Consider the following 18035-nt stretch of genomic DNA (forward strand, 5'->3'; position numbering starts at 1 on the left):
TTCGGTGTGTTGCCGGCGAACGCTAGCCGGCGGTCATCACATGGGTGAAGTGGTCGTAGCGGAAGGTGACCGGGCCGCCGTCGTGCTTAAACACGATGTTGGCGCCAGGCGTTGCCCCGCCCGCTCCGTAGCTGACGTCCCATGACTTGTTGAGGGCGGCCTTGAACTCGTAGCTTCCCGCCGGGAGGTCCGGGATGGACAGCTTCCAGAGGAGGTCGGCCGGGTCCAGTACCAGCTGCGCCTGGGCACAGGACGGCTCCCAGTCCGAGGCACAGCCCAGCTCGCTGTCCATGCTTCCAGCGGCTGCCACGGCGGCCGGCTGCTGCGACGCGAAGACGGCGCTGAGCAGGTGGGTGCTGTTGTCATAGCGGAACGTGACCGGGCCGCCGGGGTGGTCCAGCACGATGTTCTGCCCGTTGAGCTGGCCGTCTGCGCCGTAGTTTTCGTCCCAGCCGCCGTTGAGCGCTGCCTTGTATTCGTACTTCCCGGCCGGCAGGTCCACGGTCAGCCGCCAGATCCGGTCCGCCGGGTCCAGGACCATCTTTGCCTGCGGGCAGGCCGGATCCCACTGCGCGGTGCAACCCATGGCCAGGTTCAGTGATCCGGCCACCGTGACCGAGTCGGGCTGCGGGGCCTGGCCCACCAAGACAGTCCTGGTGCCGCTGGTGACGTTGAAGCCGGCGCCGATCATCGCCGCCCGGTATTGGACCTTGGTACCGTCCGCCAGTCCGGAGACGTCATCAGTGGCCGAGTACACGGGCGAGGACGAGTCGGTGCCCACCGACGTCCAATCCCCGCCATTGACGCTGCGCTCGAAGGACACCACATGGCTTGCCTTCTCCGGGTCAGCCGTGGCGCTCAGCTCCACTTTGCCCTCGACGCTGCTGCCTTCGGCAGGCTTCTGGAGGGTCAGCAGGGGCGCGGGAACGTTGGTGGAGCGGCTTTGGCTGGTGGCTGTGTGGCCGCCGTTGTCCAGCACGGTGGCGCGGTATTCCAGCGGTGTCCCGGCATCCAAGGCCGCCACGTCGTGGAACACCTGGTACGGGGCGGTGTCGTCCGTCCCGATCGGCTCCCAGCTGCCGCCCGCCGTCCTGGCCTCGAAGGTGACCTCGTAGAACGACCTGCCGTCGACGTCGGCCGTCACCTGGATGCGCCCGTTTTCACTCGTGGCTGCTGCCGGCTGTTGGAGGGCGACGGCGGGAGCGGCCTTTGAGTGCGGAATGCGGCCTGAGGATTCGTAGACGACGGCGGAAAGCGGCGGGACGGTCACCGTCAGTTTGGCGTCGTCAGAGGTTTTGGCTTCATTGGCGCCTTCGCCGTAAACGCGCGTGTAGCTGCGCTTGGCGATGTAGGTGGGAACGTCCGCCGTCCGGGCCTGGGCGCTGTTGTTCAGTGCCACCACGTATTCGCGCTGGTCCTGGGCGTCCGTGCGGGAGAAGGCGTAGATGCCCGGGCCGTCGGAGGCGTAACGGTTTTGGTGTGCGCCGTTCCGCAGCGCCGGGTGCTCCTTGGTGAGGGCAGCAAGCTCCCGGATCTTGGCGTACAGCGGGTGGCTTGGGTTGAAGTTGTCGGTGGCGTGGGTGGCGTCCGTGCCCAGCAGGTCGTCGTCGAGGTAGTCCGGAACTTTGCTGGCGAAGAGCGTTTGCCGGGCATCCTGGTCACCGCCCGGTCCGGTGAAGCCCTGTTCGTCGCCGTAGTACACCACCGGGTTGCCGCGCGAGAAGTACATCAGCTCGTGGGCCAGTTCGTCCCGTGCCACCTTCTCGGCGTCGCCTGCGGCGGGGTTGTCCTGGCTGATGAAGCTGCCGATGCGGCCCATGTCGTGGTTTCCGAGAAAGGTGGGCAGTTCGTAGACGTTGGAATCGGCGTCGGTGTACCAGTCATCGCCGGCGAAAAAGGCCTGGAGTCCTTTGGCGTCCTGGCTCTTGGACGCGAAGTTGCGGGCGGCATCCTGGAACGGGAAATCCAGGACTGCCTGCATTTTGTTGCGGGTGGTGAATTGGGAGGTGAAGCTCTTGCTGGTATCGAACACCTCGCCGAACATGAAGAATTCGGCCTTGCCGTGTTCCTTGGCGTAGCTAAGGACCTTGGGGCCGAATTCCTGCCAGAACTCGTTGTTCACGTGCTTCATGGTGTCGATCCGGAAGCCGTCCACGCCAAAATTGCCGATCCACGATGTGTAGATGTCTTCCATGCCGTGCACCACCGTGGGGTTTTCGGTGAAGAGGTCATCGAGGCCGAAGAAGTCGCCGTACATGGAGTCCTCGCCGGTGAAGGTGGTGTCGCCCCGGTTGTGGTACAGCGTGGGATCGTTCAACCAGGCCGGTACTTTGAGGTTTTCTTCGCCGGGCGCCAGGACCGGCTTGTAGGGGAACGATGTCCCGGCATCCAGCTGCGGGAAGGTCCCGGTGCCGGCGTAATCCCGGTCATCAAACGGTTGGCCCGAGGCAGTTTTGTACGGTGCGGCGTCCTTGGATACGTAGCCTTTGCGGTCGCCCTCTTCGTAGCCGATGACGTCCGCCGTGTGGTTGGTGATGATGTCGAAGTAGACCTTCATGCCGCGGGCGTGTGCCTCGTCGATGAGCGCCTTGAGTTCATCGTTGGTGCCCAGGTGCGGATCGATCTGGGTGAAGTCGGTGACCCAGTAACCGTGATACCCGGCCGACTTGTCCTCCGGCTGGACTGCCTTGTTCTTGAAGCTGGGCGTCAACCAGATGGAGGTGGTGCCCAAGCCCTGGATGTAATCGATCTTGTTTCGCAGGCCGGCCAGGTCGCCGCCGTTGTAGAAACCCTTCTTGGTGGGGTCGAAGCCGGACACCATGGGATCCGGGCCCAGGCCGCCCTGGTCGTTGGCGGTGCTGCCGTTGTTGAACCGGTCCGCCATGACAAAGTAGAAGTTTTCGTCGGTCACGGGGCCGCGCAGCGAATGCAGTGCCGGAGCGGAGTCCGGGTTCTTGGGTCCGGGATCCTTGATGCCGGGCGCCGCCTGGGCCGGAAGGACCGCGATGCCTGCGGCGAGTGCCGTTGCCAGCAATGCGGCGGCGGACCGGGCAGCGGTGAGGTGGATTGCGGAAGTTGGCCGGGATGCGGCGCGGCGGGACTGTTTGTTCCGCCGGGACGCAGTGACGTGCTGGGATGCTGCCGGTGTGCCCGGCAGGTGGGCGCGTGGGGGCGCGCCATGGGGGGTGCGGAATAACAAGGGTGAGACCTTCCTGGGAAGCAGCGCTGCTGTACAGGCGTGCCGTTGACATGGGGATGCGGCAGGAGAGCTCGAAAGGGCAGCTTGCTGTCCTTGTGAACCAAGTCACAACTGTAAGCGCTTGCACCGGATTACTCCAGCGTTTGGGGAAGCTGGCGTTCCCTGGTGCCTTGCTGTTAACCGGCGTTTATGAGGGCGGTGGGTGACGGGGTGGAAAGGCGGTGCAGGACCGGGCCGGGGATGCCGCTGGCGGGGTCCAGGTCAAATGTGGCGATGTTGTCCGACCGTTCGTGGGCTACGTGCAGCCGGTTTCCCCGGACCAGGTGGTGCCGGGGCCAGTCACCGCCACTGGGGACGTCTTTGACGGGGATGAGTTCCGTGCCGCCTTCTGTGACGGCCAGGACGCTGATGATGTTCGAGCCGCGGACACCGGCATAGGCGAACCTGCCCTGGGGGCCGAGGCAGATCTCGGCCGCGGAATCGCTGTCCTTGCCACCGCTTGCCGTGGCCGGTCCGCTGAATATCAGTTCGTAGGTGCCGGCCGCCGCGCGGACCACGAAGACCTCCACGGAGTATTCGGACACGATGAAAACGGCGCCGGTATGGTGCTGGACCATGTGCCGGGGACCGCTGCCGCGGGGGAGGACCACATGATGGTCGGGAACCAGCCCGGTTCCCGGCACATAGTTCCAGATACGGAGCACGTCATGGCCCAGGTCGGTGGTCATGATGCGGCCGTCCTGCAGCACCAGGCCGGCGTGGGCGCGGCTTTGCCTGGGGCTGCCGGGGGCCGTGCCGGCGTAGGGATCCACCGATGGTGCGCCGGGGAACCGCCCGGTGATGGCGCCGTCGTTATCCAATTCGTAGAGGAGGACCTGACCGTCACCCCAGCACGCCGCAGTGAGGAACCGCCCGGCCGGATCCACGGCGACATGGCACGTGGCCTCGCCGGCCGGTTGGGGCTGTCCGTGCGGCTCCAAACCGAAATTGCCCCGGCGGCGGTAGGCCCGCACTTCCTGGCGGTGCTCGGCGGCCGCGTACACCACCGGCTGAGTTGGGTGGACGGCCACGAACGACGGCGACGGGGCCTCGACCGCCGTGCCCAGCCATTCAAGGCTTCCGTCCTGGCGCGTGCCCACCGCGCCGATGCCGCTGGCACGGCCGCCTGCGTCGTCGGTGTAGCTGCCGATCCAAAGAGCGCTGCTGGCTGTGCCGGTGGTCATGGTTCCATCCTTTCAACACTTGGCCCCATTTCCCTGCATCGGGCTGGCCGTTAGCATGGGGAAGTCCGGCTGTTGCAGCAGGCGACGATGCCGTCTTCTGCAGTTTTCGTTGTCCACCGCATGCCGGTCCAGACTGGTGGCGGACGGTGTCGGTGAGTGTTCCCGCTGATTCACATGAGAGGCGTCGATATGCCAGATCCTGAATCAAGCGCCGTTGACAGCCACCCCACCCGGGCCTTCGGCCACATCGCCACCCTCCTGCGTTCCGCCGGCTGCGTTTTCGCCGAGGAGGAGGCCCGGCTGCTGCTGTCGGACGCGTCCGGGCCTGCGGAGCTCGCGCTGAATGTGCAGCGGCGCGTTGAAGGGGTGCCGCTGGAGTACGTGCTGGGCTGGGCGGAGTTCGCGGGCCGCCGCATTGTTGTCGAGCCCGGGGTTTTCGTACCGCGTCGCCGTACTGAACTGCTGGTCAACCATGCTGTGGCCCTCTTGTCCGGCTCTTCCCTGGCGGTAGCTCAGGTGGTCGTCGACCTGTGCTGCGGGTCCGGCGCCATGGGGGCTGCCATCCTCTACGCGCTGCCCGGTGTGGAGCTGCACGCGGCCGACATCGACGCCACAGCCGCACGGTGTGCGATGCGAAACATCGGGCCGCTGGGCGGCCGCGTCCATCGGGGCGATCTGTTCGAGGCACTCCCTTCCTCGCTGCACGGCCGGGTCGGGCTGTTGGCCGTCAACGCGCCCTATGTGCCCACCGGGGCCATCAGGACCATGCCGCCCGAAGCCCGGCTCTACGAGCCGGTGGCTTCACTGGACGGCGGCGAGGACGGGCTGGACTTCCACCGCCGCGTTGCCGCCGGCTCCATCGAGTGGCTCGCGCCCGGGGGACACTTGCTGATCGAAACCAGTGAACGCCAGGCGGCCGGCACATCTGCAATCCTGGCTGCGGCCGGGTTCCGGACGCAGACGGTCCGCTCGGAGGACTTGGACGCGACGGTGGTGGCGGGGCGCGCCCTGCCCGGGACCAGCCGGGGCTAAGTGCTGTCGCGGGGCAGGAATTTTGCCTAAGGAAGTGACCCCGCCACACTTAAGACGATGCCGGCCGCCGCGTCCCCCAAGGATCGCGACGGCCAGCAAGGCGATTCAGTTGTAGCACAACACTGGCCGGCTGTGCTTGTCACACGGCCGCAGCGCTAAATGCAAACAAATAGACCTGGAGTCAGGCCTTTCCTGCGGTCGCGTCCGAGGTGCCAAGGTTGGTGGTCTCCGGGTGGGTGCTGTGGGCGGGAATGTGGTCCTCGCCCAGCCCCGCCGCACTCTCAGCCGGTGGGGTGCCGGTAACGGTGGCGGAGGTCCGGCTCCCGTCGGAGGCACCCTCGCGGTGCAGTGCCGAGCCAACCACAGTGCCTGCCCTGCGGGCGGCTTCGCCGAGCTGGTCGGCCACTTCAGGGGCCTTTTCCTTGACGGCCTCCGTGGCTGCTGCCACCTTGTCCTGAACCGGCTTGCTGTCCCACAGGCCGGCCGCGCGGGCCTTCAGCTTGTCATACGCTGCACGGCCGGACCGTGAGCCGAGAACGTAGCCGACAGCCACGCCCACACCCAAAAGAAGCTTGTTTTTCATGATGAACTCCTGCTCTGCGAGAGGGTTGTCAGTTCCGGCATACGCGGGGGCACCCGTTGCCGGAGAAAATGAAAGCCGGCCTGGGGAGGGTGTCCCCAAGCCGGCTTCCTGGCTTGCCCGAGCTGTTAGCGGGCGCTGCGCCGAGTGACCATGCCGTAGATGGCAAGGACGATCAGCGAGCCGACGATCGCCAGCAGCCACGTCTGGATGGAGAAGAACTCCTGCAGTCCACTGCCGAAGATCATTCCGCCCAGCCAGCCGCCGAGGAGCGCGCCAACAACGCCCAGGATCAGCGTGACGACCCAGCCGCCACCCTGCCTGCCCGGGAGGATCGCCTTAGCGATCGCACCAGCGATAAGTCCGAGAATCAGAAATGCAATAAATCCCATTTGTTGCTCTCTTCCTAGGTAGAGGAGGCCTCCGGGTCCCGGAGGCACTTCATCCTTCTGGCTCAATAGTAATCATGCTTACTATCTATTTGCCAACCTGTTTTCTGGAAAAGTGCTGTCCAGGCTGTTCTTAATGCCCGGTTTTGTCGGAATCGTTGCCGGCGCCGGGACCCTCGTCCAATACCGAAAGTTCCGCTAGATCCTGCGGATCCAGGGCGAAATCGAACACGTCCAGATTCTCCCGCATCCGCTCCGGGGAAGAGGTCTTGGGAATCGTTACCAATCCGTTTTGTATGTGCCATCGCAGGACCAGCTGGCCGGGTGTTTTCCCGTGTTTTTCCGCCAGTTGCGCCAGAATGGGGGCACCCAGCAAACCGGCTCCGGATCCGCCCAATGGGCTGTAGGATTCCGTGACGATCCCGTGCCTGGCATGGAATTCGCGCTCAGCGGTCCGGGTAATTGCGGGGCTGAGCTGGACCTGGTTGACCGCGGGCACCACGTCCGTCTCCGCCATCAGGCGCTCCAGGTGCGACGGCTTGAAGTTGGACACCCCAATGGACCTGGCCTTCCCCTCCGCCTGCAGCCGCTCGAACGTCTGCCAGGTGGAAATATATTGGTCCCTGCCCGGGAGGGGCCAATGGATCAGCAGAAGGTCAACGTACTCCAGGCCCAGGCGTTTCAGCGAGTCTTCCAGCCCTGAGACGGCGCGGTCGTGGCCCTGGAACTCACCGTCGAGCTTGGTGGCGATGAAGAGCTCGCTGCGGTCCAGTCCGCTCGCCCGGATGCCGTTGCCCACGCCGCGTTCGTTGCCGTACTTCACGGCGGTATCGATGTGCCGGTACCCGGCTTCCACGGCTTCTACGACGGCGGCAGCCACCTGGTCGTCGTCCAGCGGCCAGGTGCCAAGGCCCATTTGGGGAATGCTGTTGCCGTCATTGAGGGGGATGAGCGGTGCAAGTGTCATGGCATCAGTCTGCCCTGAATCGGCCGCGGCGGTGCCTTCGTCCATGAGGTTTCGGGGGAAGCTTTGGGGTTTGTCCTCCGGTGTGCCGGTCCCGCGGGCTTAGCCGGCGTCCCCGGCCAGTTTCCGCTTGAGGATCTTTCCACTTGGTCCGAGGGGCAGTTCGGAGAGGATCCTGACCACCCGCGGGTACTTATAGGCCGCCAGCCGGGTGCTGGCGAACTCGACCAGCTCGGATTCGGTGACGGCGGCTCCCGGGTCCAGTACGATTGCGGCCGCGATCTCCTGCCCATGCATCTCGTCCGGAATTCCGTAAACGGCGGCGCTGACCACGGCCGGGTGGGTCAGCAGGACTTCCTCCACCTCCCGGGGATAGACGTTGTATCCGTTGCGGATGATCATGTCCTTCTTGCGGTCCACGATGGTGAGGTAGCCGTCGTCGTCCTTTGTCCCAAGGTCGCCGCTGCGGAACCAGCCGTCCACCACGGCTTCTGCCGTTGCCTCCGGGCGGTTGAGGTAGCCCTTCATCAGCAGGTGTCCGCGGATCACGAGCTCGCCCAGTTCCCCGTTGGGCAGCAGTTCGATGCTTTCCACCGTCTCGGGACGGGCGATCTCGATATCCACGCCCCAGATCGGGACCCCGATGGTTCCCGGCCGGGAAGGGGTGCCCACGTGGTTGAAGGCGGCCACCGGGGAGGTCTCGGTGAGGCCGTAGCCTTCATGGATTTCCACCCCAAAGACGTCGCGGAACCGGTCCATCACGGCCAGCGGAAGGGAGGCCCCGCCGGAGATGCCGTACCGCAAGGCCGCCGGCCGTTCAGGCGCTGACTTGGCGGCTTCCAGGAGAGCCACGTACATGGTGGGCACGCCGAGGAAGATGTTCACGTCGTGCTTTACCAGCAGCTGCAGGGCGTCTGCGCCGGTGAATCGCGGCATCAGGACGATCGTGGCGCCGGCGCGGAGTCCCGTGTTGAGGACAACGGTCTGGCCAAAGGTGTGGAACAGGGGCAGTCCACCGAACAGGACGTCGCCGGGCCGGAAGTCCATCACGCTGGTGAGCAGGACGCTGGTCTGTTCCACCAGGGCGAAGTGCGTGCCCAGCGCCCCTTTCGGTTTGCCCGTGGTGCCCGAGGTGTAAAGGATGGTGGCCGTGTCCGAGGGGCGGCAGGGTTCATAGGTCCGGATGGGGTCGGCGGCGGCGGCCTCCGTCTCCAGCCGGGGGAACCCGTCGTCGTCCGGTGCCAACACCGTCACCACGTCCACTCCGCTGGCGGCAGCACCCGCCGCACCCTCGGCCAGGAGCGGGGCAGCGCAGATCAGCAGCCCGGCCCCGCTGTCCTGCAGGACATATTCGATCTCACGGGCCTTGAGCAAGGCGTGCACGGGGACCACGATGGCGCCCAGGGACAGGATGGCGTAGTAAACCCGCGCGAAGTCCGGAACGTTGGGAATCAGGACGGCGACGGCGTCTCCCGTACCTATGCCGCGGGCCCGCAACGCTCCGGCGTAGGCGCGGGTCTGGCTCCACAGGTCCCGGTAGCTGACCTGGTCCTCACCGACGACGAGGGCAATGCTGTCCGGGGTCCGGTGTGCCGATTCGGCCAGGATGGCGGCGACGGAGATGGTGGCAAAACCGTCGGCGGTGCTGGTGTTGGTCATGGCCTGCTTCCTTGGTGGGAGGGACTCGCTGGTGGGAGGGTCAGGCTTTGAGGATGAGGGCGTCGCCTTGGCCGCCGCCCCCGCAGAGGGCTACGACGCCGGTGCCGCCGCCACGCCGTTTCAGCGCCAATGCCTGGTGCAGCACCAGGCGGGCGCCCGAGGCGCCGACGGGGTGGCCCAGGGCAATCGCCCCGCCCTCGGCGTTGACCGTTTCGGCGTCGATGCCAAGATCGTTCGCGGACTGGATCAGGACCGAGGCGAAGGCCTCGTTGATTTCCACCAGGTCGAGGTCCTGCGTGCTGAGGCCCTCGACCTTGAGGGCACGCTCGATGGCCCGGGCGGGCTGGGAGTGCAGCGATCCGTCCGGGCCTGCAGTCTGGCCGTGTGCGCCGATCTCGGCGATCCATTCCAGCCCCGCGGCGATGGCGGCGGCCTTGCTGGCAATCACCAGCGCCGCCGCGCCGTCGGACAGGGGCGACGCCGAGCCGGCGGTGATGGTGGCTGCGGCATCCTTTGAGAAGGCAGGCCGGAGCTGCGCCAGCGATTCGGCCGTGGTGTCCGGCCGGATGCCCTCGTCGTGCTCAAGGGTCACGGCGGGGCCCTTGCGCTGCGGTACCTGGATCGGCGCGATTTCCTCTGCCAGGGCACCGGAAGCGCGCGCCGCTTCGGCACGCTGGTGCGAGCGGGCGGCCACGGCGTCCTGCTCGGCACGGGTGATCCCGCGCTCAACATTTCCGGCGTCAGTTGCCTCGCCCATCAGTTTGCCGCTCACCGGATCCTGGAGCCCGTCATGGTTCAGGGAGTCCAGCATGGGGGCATCGCCGATGACGACGCCGGCGCGCAGCCCGGGGACCAGGTGCGGCGCATTGGTCATGGACTCCTGGCCGGCGGCGACAATGAAGTCGGCTTCGCCGGTGCGGATCATCCGGGCGGCATCAATGACTGCCGTCAGGCCGGACAGGCAGAGCTTGTTGATGGTGATGGTGGGAACGTCCCAGCCGATGCCGGCGGCCAGGCTGGCCTGCCGCGCCGGGCCCTGGCCGGCCCCGGCCTGGATGACCTGCCCCACGATGACGGCTCCGATGAGTTCCGGGGCCACGCCCGTCCGTTCCAGCGCCGCCCGGATCGCGTGGGCGCCCAGCTCGCTCGAGGAGAAGGGGGTGAGGCCGCCGCGGAACCTGCCAAAAGGTGTCCGGGCGCCGCCGAGGATGACGGGGATGTTGGCGTTCTGGTTCAAGAACAGTCCTTTCGGGACGATGGGGCGGCCAAAGTCAGCCGGTAAGGGTCAGGCGAAGGCGGAGACACCCGTGATGGCGCGGCCGATGATCAGGGCCTGCACGGTTTCGGTGCCTTCGTAGGTATGGATCGCTTCGATATCGGCCAGGTGCCGGGCCACCCGGTTGGCCAGCAGGATGCCGTTGCCGCCCAACATGTCGCGGGCATTGGAGGCGATCCCGCGGGCCGTCCGGGTGCAGGTGTACTTGACCAGCGAGGCCTGCTCCGGGGTCAGCGTTCCGGCTTCGTCGAGCCGGGTCATCTGCACCACCATGAGCTGCATGGTGGCCAGTTCGCTGAGCATCCGCGCCAGGCGCTCCTGGATGATCTGGGACGCGGCCAGCGGCCGGCCGAACTGCTTGCGCTGCTTGGCGTACTGGACGGCTGTCTCGTAGCAGGCCGTGGCATGCCCGACGGCGGACCAGGCCACGCCGAGCCGGGTCGCCAACAGGACGCGGGCGGTGTCCTTGAACGTGCGTGCGCCCGGCAGGACGTTGCTTTCGGGGACGAAGACGTTCTCCAGCCGGATGTGGGCCTGCCAGATGGCGCGAAGGGCCAGCTTGCCCTCGATCCTGGTGGCGGCGTAGCCGGGGGAATCCTGGGGGACCAGGTAGCCGTGCACCTGGCCATCGTCGCCGCGCGCCCAGACAACGCTGACCCCGCCGATGGAGCCGTTGCCGATCCACTTCTTTTCGCCATTGAGCAGGAATCCGCCGTCAGTGCGGGTTGCCGTGGTTTCCAGGGCTACGGAGTCGGATCCATGGGTGGGCTCTGTGAGGGCAAAGGCTGCGTACTCGGTTCCGCGGGCGATCGCGGGCAGCCAGCGTTCCTTCTGCGCCTCGGATCCGCACTCGGCGACGGACCGCAGGGCGAGGCCGCCCTGGACCGCGATCATGGTGGCCACGGATCCGTCCCCGCGGCTGATTTCCATGTTCACCAGTCCGGCGGCCATGCTGCTCATCGGTTCGAAGCCGTCCACGGCGGTGCCGTCGCGGAGCAGGTCCAGTTCGCCGAGGCGGTGGAGGAGGTGGAGCGGGTACTCGCCGCGCTCCCAGTAGCCGTCAATGACGGGGAGGACTTCCTCCTGGACGAAGCAGCGGGCGCGGTCCCAGTACTTCCGGTCCTCGGCGCTGATGCCGGCGAAGACGGAGGCGGGATCGGTGCCGAGGGCCTCGGTGAGAAGGTACTCGGGTTCCACCGTCCCGGCCGGGAAGTCCGGCGCACCGCCGGTGACGGTGGGTGCTGGGCTGGGCGACGTCGTCGTCATGTCTGCATCCTCTGGTTCAGCGGCGGCTGCGGGCCACCCGGGTGATGTGGCTCACGCCGCACCGACCAAGAATGCACTGAAACGCAGTTCCACGTCAAGAAACTCCGTACCAGATGCGGCTGGGCGTCAGGGCAACGCATCGCGGACCGCCCGGGCGATGGCATCCTTGTCTGCCGGGCCGGCGAGCACGGTGACGACGACGGTGGCCGCCCTTTGCTCCGTGGCGTCAACAGGGGCGCCGGGACCGAGGAGGGTTGGCCGGAACGTTTCGGCCAGGGCCGCGAGTTCACGGGCGAGGGCTGCCGACCTGTCAGGCTGCCCGGATTCCCCGGCCGCGAAGGGCGCGCGAAGCCACTGCCGCAGGAAGGCGTTGTGCACGGCCACCACGGCTGCGGCGAAGGCAACGGCCGCGTACTCGCGGCGGCCGTCCCTGGGCAGGGTGTCGTTGAGGTACCGCAGGAATGCCCGTTCATAGCGGTGGGAGGTGACCAGTTCCCGGTCCCGGAGGGCCGGCACCGCCTGCAGGAGCCCGTACCGGGCCAGGGACGTTGCGCGGTTCCGCAAGTGGTGGTCGAACACCAGGAGCGCGGCGTCCGCGACGGCGGCCAGTGGCTCCAGCCGTGAGTCCGCCAGCCGGGTGTTCACCTGCTGCAGGATGCGCTCGTGGTCAGCGAAGACCACATCCTCCTTGGATCCGAACCTCCGGAAGAACGTGCTGCGGCTCATGCCCGAGGCCTCCGCGAGTTCCTCAACAGACGTTGCATCGAAACCCTGCTTTGCCAGGAGTTCGATGGCGGCGGCGACAGGCCCGTCGGCAGGATGGCTGGGAGGGGGTGGGGTCATGCGCCGAAATCTAGCACAGCGGCACTGTGGCCGGCCTGCCGCGGGATGGTGCGGCAGGCCGGCCACGCCGGCAGGTACGGATCAGGCGCCTTGCCGGGCCCAGCCGGTGAGCTTGTCCGAAAGCTGCATGTAGGCCTCGTTGACCTGCTGCAGCTCCGGGTGGGCGTCGTACCACTGGACAATTTCCCGGGCTCCGTCCGCAAACGGGATGGTGGCGGTGTAGTCCGGGACCAAGGATTTGACCTTGGTGTTGTCGAAGACCACCGAGTGGGACCGGTCGCCCAGCAGGTTTGACCCCAGTTCCTGGTCGTGCGCGGCGATGGTCTGGGATGCCACGTGCACCAGTTCGGGTTCACGGACGCCGGCCGCCCGGGCGAACAGCCGGTAGATCTGGTTCCACGGCAGGTATTCGTCGGAGGTGATGGTGTAGCTTTCACCCACCGCCTGGGGCCTTCCGAGCAGGCCAACAAACGCCTTCGCGAAGTCTTTGCTGTGCGTCAGCGTCCAGAGTGACGTGCCATCGCCATGCACCATGACCGGAAGCCCGCTCCGCATCCGGTGGATGTCCGTCCAGCCGCCCACCATGGCGATTTTGGTGCGGTCGTAGGTGTGCGACGGCCGGACCACGGTCAGCGGAAAGTCCTCTTCCCGGTAGGCCCGGAACAACAGCTCCTCGCACGCGATCTTGTCCCGGGAGTACTGCCAGAAGGGGTTCTTCAACGGCGTGGACTCCAGGATGGGCAGCCTGGTGGGCGGCTTCTGGTAGGCGGAGGCGGAGCTGATGAAGACGTACTGGCCCGCCCGGTCCCGGAACAGATCCATGCTGGTTTGCGCCTGGTCCGGGGTATAGGCGATGAAGTCCGCCACGGCGTCGAACTCCCTGCCGCCCAGCACCTCACGGACCGCGGCCGCATCCCGGACGTCCGCGTGCAGCACTTCAGCACCGTCCGGAACCGGCCTGGTGGATTGGCCCCGGTTCAGGATGGTCAGCCGGTGGCCGAGCGCGACGGCGTGTTCGGCCGCCGCCGCGCTGATCACCCCGGTGCCGCCGATGAAGAGGAGGTTCCGTGGCGCCACCGTGCCGGCAGCCAGGGGAGTTACCACGCGTAGTCTTCCGGTGCCGTGCGGTGGCCGGGGAAGATGTCGTCAAGCCGCTTGAGCGCGTCTGCGTCGAGTGTGACGTCCAGGGCGCGGATGGCGGCATCCAGTTGTTCCTGCGTGCGCGGGCCCACGATCGGGGCGGTCACGGCGGGCTGGTGCAGCAGCCACGCCAGTGCGACGTCGCCCGGTTCGTGCCCCAGTTCGTCGGCGAAGTCCTCGTACTGGCGGATCTGGTCTTCATGCTTCTTCAGCGTCTCGGCGGCGCGGCCTTCGGTACGCCGCACGCCCTGCCGCTCCTTCTTCAGCACGCCGCCCAGCAAGCCGCCCTGCAGCGGTGACCAGGGGATCAGGCCCAGGCCGTACTGCTGGGCCGCCGGGATGACTTCCAGCTCCACCTGCCGCATGAACAGGTTGTAGATGGACTGTTCGCTGACCAGCCCGGTGTAATTCCGGCGCCGCGCCGCTTCCTGGGCCTGGGCGATGTGCCAGCCGGCGAAGTTGCTGCTGCCGGAGTACAGGATCTTTCCCTGCTGCACCGCCACTTCGATGGCCTGCCAGATCTCGTCCCACGGTGTGTCACGGTCGATGTGGTGGAACTGGTACACATCGATGTAGTCCGTCTGCAGCCGCTTGAGGCTCGCATCCAGGGCCCTGCGGATGTTCAGTGCCGAGAGCTTGGACTCGTTGGGCCGGTCCGTCATGGTGCCGTAGAGCTTGGTGGCCAGGACGGTGTGCTCGCGGCGCTCGCCGCCCTTGGCGAACCAGCGCCCAATGATTTCCTCGGTCCAGCCGCGGTGGTCTGCCCCGCCGTAGACGTTGGCGGTGTCGAAGAAGTTGACGCCGGACGCGTGGGCGGAGTCCATGATGCTGTGGGCGTCCGCTTCCTCCGTCTGCGGCCCGAAGTTCATGGTGCCAAGGCAGAGGCGGGAAACTTTCAGGCCGGAGCGGCCCAGGTGGGTGTACTGCACGGAAATTCCTTTCGGTGGTGGAGCTTGTCGGCCAGGTGGTCGGGCTTGTCGAAACCTACATCTGGGTGAAGGCCGCGACGGCGGGATCGGACCCGATGCGGGCACCGGACTCAAGCGCCGTGATGGCGGCCAGTTCGTCGGCGGAGAGCGTGAGCGATGATGCCGCGAAGTTTTCCCGGATCCGGCCGGGGTTGGCCGACTTGGGGATGACGATGTTTCCCTGGGCCAGGTGCCAGGCGAGTACCACTTGGGCGGTGGTGGCCTCGTGGGCGCTGGCAATCGCGGTGACGGCGTTTCCGTTCAGGTCCCCGCCCTGGCCCAGCGGGCTGTACGCCTCCACGGCGATGCCCAGGTCCCGGCACTTTGCGGCGAGGTCCGCCTGCTGGTAGCTGGGGTGCAGTTCGATCTGGTTGACGGCGGGGACGGTTTCGGCGGACTCAAGCAGGGTGTCCAGGTGGTCGGACAAGAAGTTCGAGACCCCGATCGCGCGGATTTCCTTGTTCTGGTACAACCGCTCCATCTCCTTCCACGCCTGGACGAACAAACCCTGTGAGGGCACCGGCCAGTGGATGAGGTAGAGGTCGATGAAGTCCAGGCCCAGTGCTTTGCGGCTGTTTTGGAACGCCTCCTGCGCGCGGCCCTGCTCGCCGTTGCGCAGCTTGGTGGTTACGAAGATCTCGTCGCGGGCGATGCCGGTGGCGGCAAGCGCCGCACCCACTCCGGCCTCGTTGCGGTAGGCGGCGGCGGTATCGATGTGGCGGTAGCCGGCCTCGAGGGCGTCCTCGACGGTGCGCTGGGTGTCTTCCGGCGGAACCTGGAAAACGCCGAAGCCAAGTTGCGGGATGGTGACGCCCTTGTTGAGTGTCAGCTCTGACATGGGTGTGCTCCTAGGACGATGGTGATGTGGATCGGTGCCGGCTGCTCGACGAAGAAAGCGGTTTCCGCTGGCTCACTCCTGAGCCTATGCACTTTTGCCCGACAAGTCAGCAGAGAAGGCTGTTCCTGTTTTTCCTAGGATTCCCAGTCCTACCTTTTGGGTGGAGCGGGGCACCCTTCCCGGGCAGAATGGTCTGCATGGGTCAAAGCGCCGAGTTCGGAAAATTCCTCAAAGCCATGCGGTCCCGGCTGAGTCCGGAGGTTGCCGGAACGGGTCCCAGCACCGGTGCCCGCAGGGTTCCGGGGCTGCGGCGGGAGGAAGTGGCGCGGCTGGCCGGGGTCAGTACCGACTACTACGTCCGGCTGGAGCAGGGGCGCAACATCCACCCCTCACGCACCGTCCTGGACGCCGTCGCGAGGGCGCTGCGGCTGGACAGCAGCGAGCACGCGCACATGCTGGACCTGCTGGAGAACTGTGCCGGTGGTCCGCGCGAGGCCGGTACGGCCGCAGCGCAGGGCGTCCGGCCCGCGCTGCGCCAGCTCCTCGACGCGGTGGGGGAGGTGCCCGCCCTGGTGCTGGGCCGGCGCAGCGATGTCCTGGCCGGCAACCGGATGGCGTTCCTGCTGTTCGCCGATTTTCCGGCGCTGCCGGCGGCGGAGCGGAACCTCACCCGCTGGACCATCCTTGATCCAGCGGCGCGGGAGCTTTTCAGGGACTGGAAGACGGTGGCTGCCGAAGCCGCCGGATCCCTTCGGCTCGACGTGGGCCGGCATCCCAACGATCCGCAGGCCAACCACCTGGTGGGGGAGTTGGCCGTGAACAGCGAGCATTTCCGCCAGTGGTGGGCCGGGCACCGGGTGGCCACGAGGGCGGCGGGCACTGTCCGGCTGCACCATCCGGCGGTGGGCGACCTGGAATTGAACTTCGAGAACCTGGTCCTGCCGGAGGATCCCGACCAGATGCTGCGGGTGTATTCCGCCCGTCCGGGTTCGCCGTCGTCGGACGCATTGGCCCTGCTTGGCAGCCTGGGTGCCCCCAGTGCTCCCGGTGCGGGAGATGCAGGCGCGCTGCGGGACGCAGCCACGGTGGCCGACGGCGGGCCGGCGGATTAAGCGCCGCGGCTCGGTACCGTAACTGTACATTCGTCCAGCGAATGGCGCCGATTCTGGCCAGCCGCCCATTGGGCTTCGGCCGGCTGTTTCCTAGGGTTGAAGAACAAGCTTCCCCGCCCGGTTCTTACCACCCCAGGATGGTCTCAACGATGAAACGCATCGCACTGCTGAAGGAACGCCAGGCTTCCGCCGGCGCCACGTCCACAGCCACAGGTTCGCACTGCCCGGCCTCCGGACTGTGGAGCCCGGACTCCGATTCCCGCACCGTCCTGTCCTTCTTCGAAGGCCAGGTTTTCCCCGCGTTCGACGGCGTTCCAACGGTCTGGCGGCGCCGCAGCCCGGGAACAGCCAACTAAGGCACGAGCCCGGGGCACCAAGCTTAAATCGGGAGGTCGTGAAGCCATCGCTTCACGACCTCCCGGCGTTAAGGCTGGAGTGCTCAGTGATCTTCCAGCCGGAAGCCGAGTTTGATGGTCACCTGCCAGTCCGCGACCTTGCCTTCCTCCAGGTGGCCGCGGATCTCCTTCACCTCGAACCAGTCGAGGTTCCGGAGGGTCTGGGAGGCTTTGGCGATCCCGTTCCGGACGGCGTCGTCCACGCCTTCGGTGGAGGTGCCGACAATTTCAGAAATGCTGTACGTGTGGTTGGACAACTTCGCTCCTCGTGATCATCGTTGCTCCCGGTTGCGGGCCGTCCCTGAAGCCTAGTGGCACTGCGAGAGCGTTGACCAGAGGACCGGCCCCCTTCATGCAGGCCGCCCGCGGGCTCACTTGGCGGGCAGGACCAGGTTCCGCAGGTCGTCCAGGGTCTGCTGCATGTGGGCGTCCATGGCGGTGCGGGAGCGGGCCGGGTCGCGGGACTCAAGGGCCTCGGCGATGTTCTGGTGGTGTCCGATGGCGTGTTCCTGGATGGCCGGTACCGCCGACGTCTCGGCACGGCGCTTTTCCAGGACGCGGTGCAGCGGCTCGAACAGGACGGAGACGAAGACGTTCCCCGAGGCGCGCAGGATGACTTCGTGGAAGCCGAGATCGGCCTCTACGAACGCTGCGACGTCGTTGATGCTGTTGGCGGCCTTCATGGCCGAGACGTAGGCGAACAAGGAGGCAATGTCCTCCTCCGAGATGCGTCCGGCGGCAAGTTCGCAGGCTCCTGTTTCCAGCATCCGGCGGAGCTCGATGAGCTGGATGGAGGCGTCGGCGTCGTTCTTGCCCTCCGATGCCGCCCGCAGCACCGCTTCCAGCGATGTCCACCGGCTCAGGGGGTTGACGAACGTCCCCCGCCCTCGTTCGACGCTGAGGATCTGCTGGGCCTGGAGCGTCTTCATCGCCTCACGGACCGTCATGCGGCTGACTTCATGGCGGGCGCTGAGTTCCAGCTCTCCCGGAACCGTGGCGCCGGGCGGAAACTCGCCTTCGATGATGCGGTCCAGCAGCTCATCGGCCACGATGCCGACCAGCGATTTCCTTGCCATGGTTCCCCCGCTTCCTGCTTCCGGCCAACGCCCGGCGGATATGTCAGACAAGTCTACTTGCGCGTCTTTATGCCG

At 66.7% G+C, this 18035-nt stretch carries 17 protein-coding genes; 3 read left to right on the plus strand and 14 right to left on the minus strand.

Features of this window, described 5'->3' with window-relative positions; translation table 11 throughout:
- Nucleotides 1-22 precede the first annotated feature (22 nt).
- On the minus strand, nt 23-3199 hold the full coding sequence (locus AC4EEV_RS13315; RefSeq protein ID WP_491329179.1) for an alpha-amylase family glycosyl hydrolase: 3177 nt from the start codon (nt 3197-3199) through the stop codon (nt 23-25).
- Between the two features lie 176 nt (nt 3200-3375).
- Nucleotides 3376-4422 carry a lactonase family protein gene (locus AC4EEV_RS13320; protein WP_285318610.1) on the minus strand — a complete coding sequence of 349 codons (1047 nt, stop codon included), beginning with the start codon at nt 4420-4422 and terminating at the stop codon, nt 3376-3378.
- Nucleotides 4423-4611: 189 nt separating this feature from the next.
- Between AC4EEV_RS13320 and AC4EEV_RS13325 the strand changes: the two genes are divergently transcribed.
- On the plus strand, nt 4612-5454 hold the full coding sequence (locus tag AC4EEV_RS13325) for a putative protein N(5)-glutamine methyltransferase (protein WP_018763747.1): 843 nt from the start codon (nt 4612-4614) through the stop codon (nt 5452-5454).
- Between the two features lie 181 nt (nt 5455-5635).
- On the opposite strand, the gene AC4EEV_RS13330 is transcribed toward AC4EEV_RS13325, so the two are convergent.
- From AC4EEV_RS13330 to AC4EEV_RS13375, 10 genes are all read right to left on the minus strand, one after another.
- Nucleotides 5636-6037 carry a hypothetical protein gene (locus AC4EEV_RS13330; RefSeq protein WP_109863649.1) on the minus strand — a complete coding sequence of 134 codons (402 nt, stop codon included), beginning with the start codon at nt 6035-6037 and terminating at the stop codon, nt 5636-5638.
- A gap of 125 nt (nt 6038-6162) precedes the next feature.
- Nucleotides 6163-6426, minus strand: coding sequence for a GlsB/YeaQ/YmgE family stress response membrane protein (locus AC4EEV_RS13335; protein ID WP_018763745.1), 264 nt, complete (start codon nt 6424-6426; stop codon nt 6163-6165).
- Between the two features lie 130 nt (nt 6427-6556).
- Complete coding sequence (locus AC4EEV_RS13340) at nt 6557-7390, minus strand: aldo/keto reductase (protein WP_491329180.1); 834 nt, start codon at nt 7388-7390, stop codon at nt 6557-6559.
- Between the two features lie 99 nt (nt 7391-7489).
- On the minus strand, nt 7490-9046 hold the full coding sequence (locus tag AC4EEV_RS13345) for a long-chain-fatty-acid--CoA ligase (protein WP_491329181.1): 1557 nt from the start codon (nt 9044-9046) through the stop codon (nt 7490-7492).
- Nucleotides 9047-9086: 40 nt separating this feature from the next.
- On the minus strand, nt 9087-10283 hold the full coding sequence (locus AC4EEV_RS13350) for an acetyl-CoA C-acetyltransferase (protein ID WP_018763742.1): 1197 nt from the start codon (nt 10281-10283) through the stop codon (nt 9087-9089).
- A gap of 48 nt (nt 10284-10331) precedes the next feature.
- Complete coding sequence (locus AC4EEV_RS13355) at nt 10332-11588, minus strand: acyl-CoA dehydrogenase family protein (protein ID WP_491329182.1); 1257 nt, start codon at nt 11586-11588, stop codon at nt 10332-10334.
- A gap of 126 nt (nt 11589-11714) precedes the next feature.
- Nucleotides 11715-12431, minus strand: coding sequence for a TetR/AcrR family transcriptional regulator (locus AC4EEV_RS13360; protein ID WP_018763740.1), 717 nt, complete (start codon nt 12429-12431; stop codon nt 11715-11717).
- 81 nt (nt 12432-12512) lie between these two features.
- Complete coding sequence (locus AC4EEV_RS13365; protein WP_491329183.1) at nt 12513-13535, minus strand: NAD-dependent epimerase/dehydratase family protein; 1023 nt, start codon at nt 13533-13535, stop codon at nt 12513-12515.
- On the minus strand, nt 13529-14500 hold the full coding sequence (locus AC4EEV_RS13370; protein ID WP_491329184.1) for an aldo/keto reductase: 972 nt from the start codon (nt 14498-14500) through the stop codon (nt 13529-13531). Before AC4EEV_RS13370 ends, AC4EEV_RS13365 begins: the two co-directional genes overlap by 7 nt.
- 55 nt (nt 14501-14555) lie before the next feature.
- Nucleotides 14556-15377, minus strand: coding sequence for an aldo/keto reductase (locus AC4EEV_RS13375; RefSeq protein ID WP_491329185.1), 822 nt, complete (start codon nt 15375-15377; stop codon nt 14556-14558).
- A 197-nt stretch (nt 15378-15574) separates the two neighbouring features.
- Between AC4EEV_RS13375 and AC4EEV_RS13380 the strand changes: the two genes are divergently transcribed.
- Both AC4EEV_RS13380 and AC4EEV_RS13385 read left to right on the plus strand, forming a co-directional pair.
- Nucleotides 15575-16489, plus strand: coding sequence for a helix-turn-helix domain-containing protein (locus tag AC4EEV_RS13380; protein ID WP_109863642.1), 915 nt, complete (start codon nt 15575-15577; stop codon nt 16487-16489).
- A 149-nt stretch (nt 16490-16638) separates the two neighbouring features.
- Nucleotides 16639-16845 (plus strand): hypothetical protein, encoded by a 207-nt coding sequence (locus AC4EEV_RS13385; protein ID WP_018763735.1) that lies wholly within the window; start codon nt 16639-16641, stop codon nt 16843-16845.
- An 83-nt stretch (nt 16846-16928) separates the two neighbouring features.
- Here the strand turns inward: AC4EEV_RS13385 and AC4EEV_RS13390 are convergent, their stop codons facing one another.
- The gene (locus tag AC4EEV_RS13390; protein ID WP_018763734.1) at nt 16929-17141 is read right to left on the minus strand and encodes a dodecin; all 213 of its coding nucleotides are present in this window, start codon (nt 17139-17141) and stop codon (nt 16929-16931) included.
- Nucleotides 17142-17255: 114 nt separating this feature from the next.
- The gene (locus AC4EEV_RS13395; RefSeq protein WP_285318598.1) at nt 17256-17960 is read right to left on the minus strand and encodes a FadR/GntR family transcriptional regulator; all 705 of its coding nucleotides are present in this window, start codon (nt 17958-17960) and stop codon (nt 17256-17258) included.
- Nucleotides 17961-18035 lie beyond the last annotated feature (75 nt).

This window comes from Pseudarthrobacter sp. MOO14, assembly GCF_058267675.1.

Bases quoted from the DNA above. Each gene is read 5' to 3' on its own strand.
- AC4EEV_RS13320 (WP_285318610.1), bottom strand. From the start codon at position 4,422: ATGACCACCGGCACAGCCAGCAGCGCTCTTTGGATCGGCAGCTACACC.
- AC4EEV_RS13325 (WP_018763747.1), top strand. From the start codon at position 4,612: ATGCCAGATCCTGAATCAAGCGCCGTTGACAGCCACCCCACCCGGGCC.
- AC4EEV_RS13330 (WP_109863649.1), bottom strand. From the start codon at position 6,037: ATGAAAAACAAGCTTCTTTTGGGTGTGGGCGTGGCTGTCGGCTACGTT.
- AC4EEV_RS13335 (WP_018763745.1), bottom strand. From the start codon at position 6,426: ATGGGATTTATTGCATTTCTGATTCTCGGACTTATCGCTGGTGCGATC.
- AC4EEV_RS13340 (WP_491329180.1), bottom strand. From the start codon at position 7,390: ATGACACTTGCACCGCTCATCCCCCTCAATGACGGCAACAGCATTCCC.
- AC4EEV_RS13345 (WP_491329181.1), bottom strand. From the start codon at position 9,046: ATGACCAACACCAGCACCGCCGACGGTTTTGCCACCATCTCCGTCGCC.
- AC4EEV_RS13355 (WP_491329182.1), bottom strand. From the start codon at position 11,588: ATGACGACGACGTCGCCCAGCCCAGCACCCACCGTCACCGGCGGTGCG.
- AC4EEV_RS13360 (WP_018763740.1), bottom strand. From the start codon at position 12,431: ATGACCCCACCCCCTCCCAGCCATCCTGCCGACGGGCCTGTCGCCGCC.
- AC4EEV_RS13375 (WP_491329185.1), bottom strand. From the start codon at position 15,377: ATGTCAGAGCTGACACTCAACAAGGGCGTCACCATCCCGCAACTTGGC.
- AC4EEV_RS13380 (WP_109863642.1), top strand. From the start codon at position 15,575: ATGGGTCAAAGCGCCGAGTTCGGAAAATTCCTCAAAGCCATGCGGTCC.
- AC4EEV_RS13385 (WP_018763735.1), top strand. From the start codon at position 16,639: ATGAAACGCATCGCACTGCTGAAGGAACGCCAGGCTTCCGCCGGCGCC.
- AC4EEV_RS13395 (WP_285318598.1), bottom strand. From the start codon at position 17,960: ATGGCAAGGAAATCGCTGGTCGGCATCGTGGCCGATGAGCTGCTGGAC.